4 protein-coding genes are annotated in these 5,596 nt (G+C 68.9%); all 4 read right to left on the reverse strand.

The genetic code is table 11. The features are described from left to right. Positions 1–537, reverse strand: a 537-nt coding sequence (locus AWC08_RS29840; RefSeq protein ID WP_142283897.1) for a PE family protein, incomplete at its 3' end; no start/stop codon positions are given. An 86-nt stretch (positions 538–623) separates the two neighbouring features. Next, the gene (locus AWC08_RS29845; RefSeq protein WP_069433956.1) at positions 624–1,655 is read right to left on the reverse strand and encodes a PAS domain-containing protein; all 1,032 of its coding nucleotides are present in this window, start codon (positions 1,653–1,655) and stop codon (positions 624–626) included. 1,004 nt (positions 1,656–2,659) lie between these two features. Beyond that, positions 2,660–3,517, reverse strand: coding sequence for a PE family protein (locus tag AWC08_RS39275; protein ID WP_069433957.1), 858 nt, complete (start codon positions 3,515–3,517; stop codon positions 2,660–2,662). A 264-nt stretch (positions 3,518–3,781) separates the two neighbouring features. Continuing rightward, positions 3,782–5,596: PGRS repeat-containing protein (locus AWC08_RS37720; RefSeq protein WP_159460035.1), on the reverse strand; the 1,815-nt coding region annotated here is incomplete at its 5' end.

A 5,596-nucleotide genomic window follows, 5' to 3' on the forward strand; every position in this document is an offset into this window, starting at 1 on the left:
GCCCCCGGGCCCGCCGGGCAGGCCGAATCCGCCCGCCCCGCCCGCGCCGCCTGTGCCGAGCAGTCCCGCGGCGCCGCCGTCGCCGCCGTTCTGGCCGAGCGCGCCGGAACCACCCGTTCCGCCGTTGCCGATGAGGATTCCGCCAGGTCCGCCGTTCTGCCCGGTCCCGGGTGCGCCGTTGCTGCCATTGCCGATAAGCGGACGGCCCAGCAGCGCCTGGGCGGGTGCGTTGATGATGTTCACCATGTTCTGACCGGCGTCGGCTTCAGCACTCGCGTAGGACGCTGCCGCTGCCGTCAGCTGCCGGACGAACGCGCTGTGGAATGCGGCGGTTCGTGCGTTTGCATGCTGGTATGCCGCGCCGTAGGAACTGAACAGTGCTGCCGCGGCGGCCGATACCTCATCGCCAGCCGCAGGCAACAGTGTGCCGATCGGGGTCATTGCCGTCGCGTTTGCTGCCTCGATGGCGGAAGCGACGCGGGACAAGTCCGCCGCGGCCGTGCTGAGCAACTCGGGGGTGACGCGCAGCAGCGACATCTGAAGCCTCCGTCCCGCAGCGCGTCCAGTCACGACCGCTTGGCAAGCACGGTATCGCGACAGGACGCGTAGCTGCGCAGCTTTGGTCAGCTGGGGTCGGTTGCGCCCGGAAAGCCGGCGCCAGCGGTTTCTTCGTCGGTAGGCAATCTCAGCGAAACCAGCCCGGCGAAGGTCTCGGGTCCCAGTTCCACCCGGTTGACGGTGACGTGTACCGGCACCCACTCGGTGTCATTTCCCGGCAGCCGCAGCACTCGGCTGGTCGTGCCGTCCGCGAACTCCTTTGTCATGGAGTGCAATAGGGCTTCGTCATCGGGATGGACCCGCTGCTTGTCCTCACCGCCGCGCCAGTCGTAGAACGAGCACGGCTCGTCCAACCACTTCAGCAGCGTCCAGTTCTTGAGGTCGACAAGGGCGCGATGCACACCTGCCTGCGCCAGGCCGTTGAGTATCCGCTGCGCCAAGTCGTCGGTGACCACCGCCGGGCCCTTGCTTTCGGCGCGCCAGTTCATCGCGCGAGCGACCAGGTGGTCGCGACCGTCAGGTCCTGGTTCCAGCGCGCTGCGCGCGGTGAAGCCGATCCTGATGGGATTGCCTTCCCAATCCGTGAGGTCCCATGTGCTGCAGAGTGTTTGGCCTGGCTCGGCTTTGACCGCCATGGCCAGCACTTTGGTTTCGTTGGGGTTGAGTTGCCGTGACGGCAGGTCCTCGGCGAACGCTCTGCCATAGGTGACCTCGGCCTCGGCGTTCTTGCCGCTGTTGGCCAGCGACTCGGGGGTATCGGTGGCCACTCCACAGGTCAGATCCCACTTCAGCGGACCCACGACGGGGCGCTCAGGTGGTTCCTCGTCGATCGGCCCGGTCCATACATGCACGCCGTGCATTCGGCCGTCCGACATCATCACCGGTTCGGTGCGGATGACACGGTCGCTCTTGGGGGTGATGCTGGTCAGCGCCTGGCCGGTCTGCACGGATTCGGCAATTGCCGTCTTGACGGCCGAAAGATACGGGCTGCGGCGCAGGAATGTGGTGATCGGAACGAGGTTTTTGAGTTGCCGTCCCTGCGCTACGACGGCGGGTTCGTCCCCGAGCGTCTCCACGAGCAACCAGTCGTGGCTCATAGGGGGCAGCTTAGGCGATCACGCGTCGGGTCGTGGATAGGGCGGGGTGTGGCCGGCGACACTCCGCCGCCGCTGCCCAGGTGCGAAGTGCTCACGGAATGTCATTGCGGTCAAGGCAGATACGGCCGGTTCACGGGCTGTCTGCCCGCGTGGGCACGCATCGCCCGATGGCCCGCTGCGCCAGTGCCGTCGTCGCCACGGCCGATGGCGCTGCGGTGCGGCCGCTGTGCGGCGACACCTGCGGTCGTCGCGGCCGAAGATGGATTCAAGACCGATCGAATCCGCTGGCGCAGCGCCTGGTCGGCCGGTCAACGGGCAGGGCTGTGGCGGAACGTTGACAGTGGCGTCAAATGCGTTGCCTCAACTGCCTTTGCGTACAGCTAGATTGCCGCAAACGGCGAGTTCAGCACCGTAGTAGGTATTCCCGAGCGGTGCAACAGATCACGGTCTACGCTGCCGCGGTTTGGCATACCATCAGGCGGATTTGGGTGAAATTTTTTCGTGAAATGGCCCACTTGTGTGTTGCATTTGAGTCGTGAACATGGGTACGTTGCTGCTGCAATCACGTGCAAACAGTGCGATTTCGGATTGTGTCGTCCGGTCGCACCAGGCAGATCCGTGGAGGTCGACCGTTCGAGGGGTCGGTCGCCATCCATCGGATTGCGCAACGTAATCCGTGTGCGAGAACACGTCGATCGTCTTCCATTGCTGATCGGGCAGCATGGAATTCGTTGCGAATCCGAGTCTCACCCGAATCGGTGGTCGAGCCAGCTTTACCGGATTCCGCATTCCTGCATGATCATTTTGGTGAATTGACGGCGCAATTTGAGTAAGAAGCTTAACTACTTCTGCACCGGAAATCCGGGAGCGGGCGGCCGCGGCAGTGGTGATGCATTCCTCAAACCCGTTGTGGGCCATGACAACACCACCCCTGCAGGGGTCCTGCTCCACAGGTACGAAGTGTGGCAATGAATGAATTCGATGCCTGGGTAGGTTGCTACGGGCTAGCGGCCGCGGATACCGTCGGCGCTCGTTGACGGCCGGCCCTCAGCGGCTGCCCCTGACCCACGCGGGATAACAGGTGTCGACCGGGCGCCGTCCCATCCGCCGCCACTCGCGCCACCGGCACCACCGCCATGGTTGAGGCCGATGGTCGAGCCCGCTCCGCGGATCCCTTCGAGCCAGACGCCGTTGCGGTCGCCGACGCCGGCCCGGGCGTTGGCACCGTCGGCATCGAGAAGCCGGCTCAGCAGACCGCCGGACGCGCCGGCCCTGGCGGCACTGGCCGACCAGCCGGTGGCCGGCGCACTGAGACCGCCGGCCCGCAGCAACAGCCCGCCGCTCCCGCAGCCGCCGCCGGAGGTACCGGATTCGGTCGACGGACCCGCGCCTTCGGCCAACACAGCGCCCGCCGGTTCCCCCGCGGCGCTGGCTCTGGGATTCGGGGTTCCGCCGCGCGGCTTGTTGTACGGGACGGCGCTGGTGTTGGCGGGTGCTTCAGTGCCGGCCTTGACGGCCTCGCCGTTGGCGGCCGGTCCGGTGTCCGGCGTGCCATTGAGCAGCGGTTGCAGCGGGGAGGTGTTGGCGGCCTCGGCCGAGGCGTAGGAGTTCGCGCCCGCACTGAGGGCCTGGACGAACTCGGTGTGAAACTTGGCTGCCTGAGCGCTGAGTGTCTGGTAGCCCTGGGCATGCCCGGAGAAGAACGCCGCGACCGCGGCCGATACCTGATCGCTGGCGGCGGCTGAGACCGCCAAGGTCGGCACCGCCGCGGTTGCATTCGAAGCACTGAGGGTTGAACCGATGCCGGCAAGATTTCGCGCCGCTGCCACCAAGCGGTCTGGCGCCGCGTTGACAAACGACATGACACCTCCCAATCGGTCTACGACGACAGACTCGGCCAGTGTCTGTTATCCCTCGCTGGGCAGCGATGGATATGAGCACCGTAGCGCCTTTTTCGGGAAATGAAACCACCAAATTTCCGGGAATTTTCTGCCGGCTCCCGAGCGGTCGATCGGGTCAATCCGTCCAAGCCGCCGGCGCCCGTCAGCCGCCCTCTGGTTCCTCCGCTGCCGGGCACGCCCGTGGCCGATCCCGTTCCGGCATCGCCGCCGGTGCCGCCGACCCTGTTAGCTGTAGAACAACCCGTCCGGCGCGGTCTGACCGAAGAGCTTCCCACCGATGCCACCGGCTCCGCCGATACCGTCGACGATGCCCGTGCCGCCATTACCGCCGTTGCCGCCGCCACCGATCCACCCGGCGTTTCCGCCGGTGCCGCCGGCGCCGCCGTTGCCGTTCAGCAGATTGCTCGTACCGCCCGCTCCGCCGGCGCCGCCCAGACCGAGCAGCAGGCCACCGAGTCCACCCTGTCCGCCACCACCACTGGTCGTGAAGATGCCGTATCCGCCGGCGCCGCCGGCGCCGCCACCACCGACGAGACCGGAGGCACCGCCGAACCCACCAGCGCCACCAGCACCGCTGAAGGTGTTACCGCCCGCCCCCCCGGCGCCGCCACTGCCGAACAATTGCGCGCCGTTGCCGCCACGTCCACCGGCACCACCGGGATTGAATTCCGCCCCGTGCGTCGACCCGCCGGCACCGCCGGCGCCGCCGTCGCCGAACAGCAGGCCGGCACTGCCGCCGGAACCGCCCGCCCCGGCGGCCAGATTGTCCCCCGGTCCACCGATTCCGCCGGCTCCACCAGAGCCGCCTAACACACCTGCATTGCCGCCATGCCCGCCGACGCCACCTTCGTCTATGCCATATCCACCGTCGCCGCCGGCTCCGCCACCGGCCAACGGGCCGAAGAGTCCACCGGTTCCGCCGGACCCACCGCTCCCACCGGGGAATGCGCCCACGCCGGCACCGCCGACGCCACCCCGGCCGCCGGCACCGAGGAGTCCACCCGCACCGCCCGAGCCACCCGCGCCGCCTGGCCCGGTAAACCCGGGGCCGCCCATGCCGCCGATTCCTCCGTCGCCGAATACCCAGCCGCCCGCACCACCGGCGCCACCCGCGCCGCCGTTGCCGGTGGGCTTGCCGGGGCCACCAGCGCCTCCGGAGCCCAACAGCCCCGCGTTCCCGCCGGCGCCGCCGCTGGGCGTGCTGCCGTACGCGGCGGACGCGCCGGCGCCGCCGTCACCCAACAGCCACCCACCGTCCCCGCCCGCGGGGTGAGCATCCGCGACCCCGGGCACACCATTGCCGATCAGCGGACGTCCGGTCAGGGCATTGAACGGTAGGTTGACCGCATTCAGCACTACTTGCTGTGTCATGTGGACCGGGTTGTCGGGGCTCGGCGCGTTGAACCCGTCCAGACCCAGTACCGCGCCGCCGACACCGCCCGCGCCGAGGTTGCCACCGGTGCCGCCGTTTCCGCCGTTGCCGATCAGCACCGCGTCACCGCCGTGGCCGCCGACGGTGAAGCCGCCCACTCCGGCGGCACCGCCCGCACCACCGTTACCGAACATGAGGCCGCCTCTTCCGCCGTGCCCGCCCGTCCCGCCGTGGTCCCCTCCGCCGAAGTATTCAGCGCTGCTGGCACCACCGGAACCGCCGACTCCGCCGAAACCGACTAAACCGGCATCGCCACCGGCTCCGCCTGTGCCGCCGTTGCCGAACAGGCTGAAGCCGCCGTCGCCGCCGGCTCCGGCGTTGGAGAACAGCTGTCCAGCGTTGCCGCCGGCGCCGCCACTGCCGCCTTCACCGGTGATGCCGGCACCGCCCTGTCCGCCAGCGCCGCCGTTTCCGAAGATCACGCCGCCCTTGCCGCCGGCGCCACCGACCCCGCCGGCGGTGTTGCCATACCCGCCGGCGCCGCCGGCCCCGCCAGACCCGGCGAGGAACCCGCCGCAGCCGCCTGCGCCTCCGGCACCACCGGTGGCCCCGTACCCACCGACGCCGCCGTTGCCCGCGCCGGCCCCCACCAGCCCGGAGAGCAGCCC

This window comes from Mycobacterium gordonae, from assembly GCF_002101675.1.
In the GTDB taxonomy this organism is placed as follows: domain Bacteria; phylum Actinomycetota; class Actinomycetes; order Mycobacteriales; family Mycobacteriaceae; genus Mycobacterium; species Mycobacterium gordonae.

Bases quoted from the DNA above. Each gene is read 5' to 3' on its own strand.
- AWC08_RS29845 (WP_069433956.1), bottom strand. From the start codon at position 1,655: ATGAGCCACGACTGGTTGCTCGTGGAGACGCTCGGGGACGAACCCGCC.
- AWC08_RS39275 (WP_069433957.1), bottom strand. From the start codon at position 3,517: ATGTCGTTTGTCAACGCGGCGCCAGACCGCTTGGTGGCAGCGGCGCGA.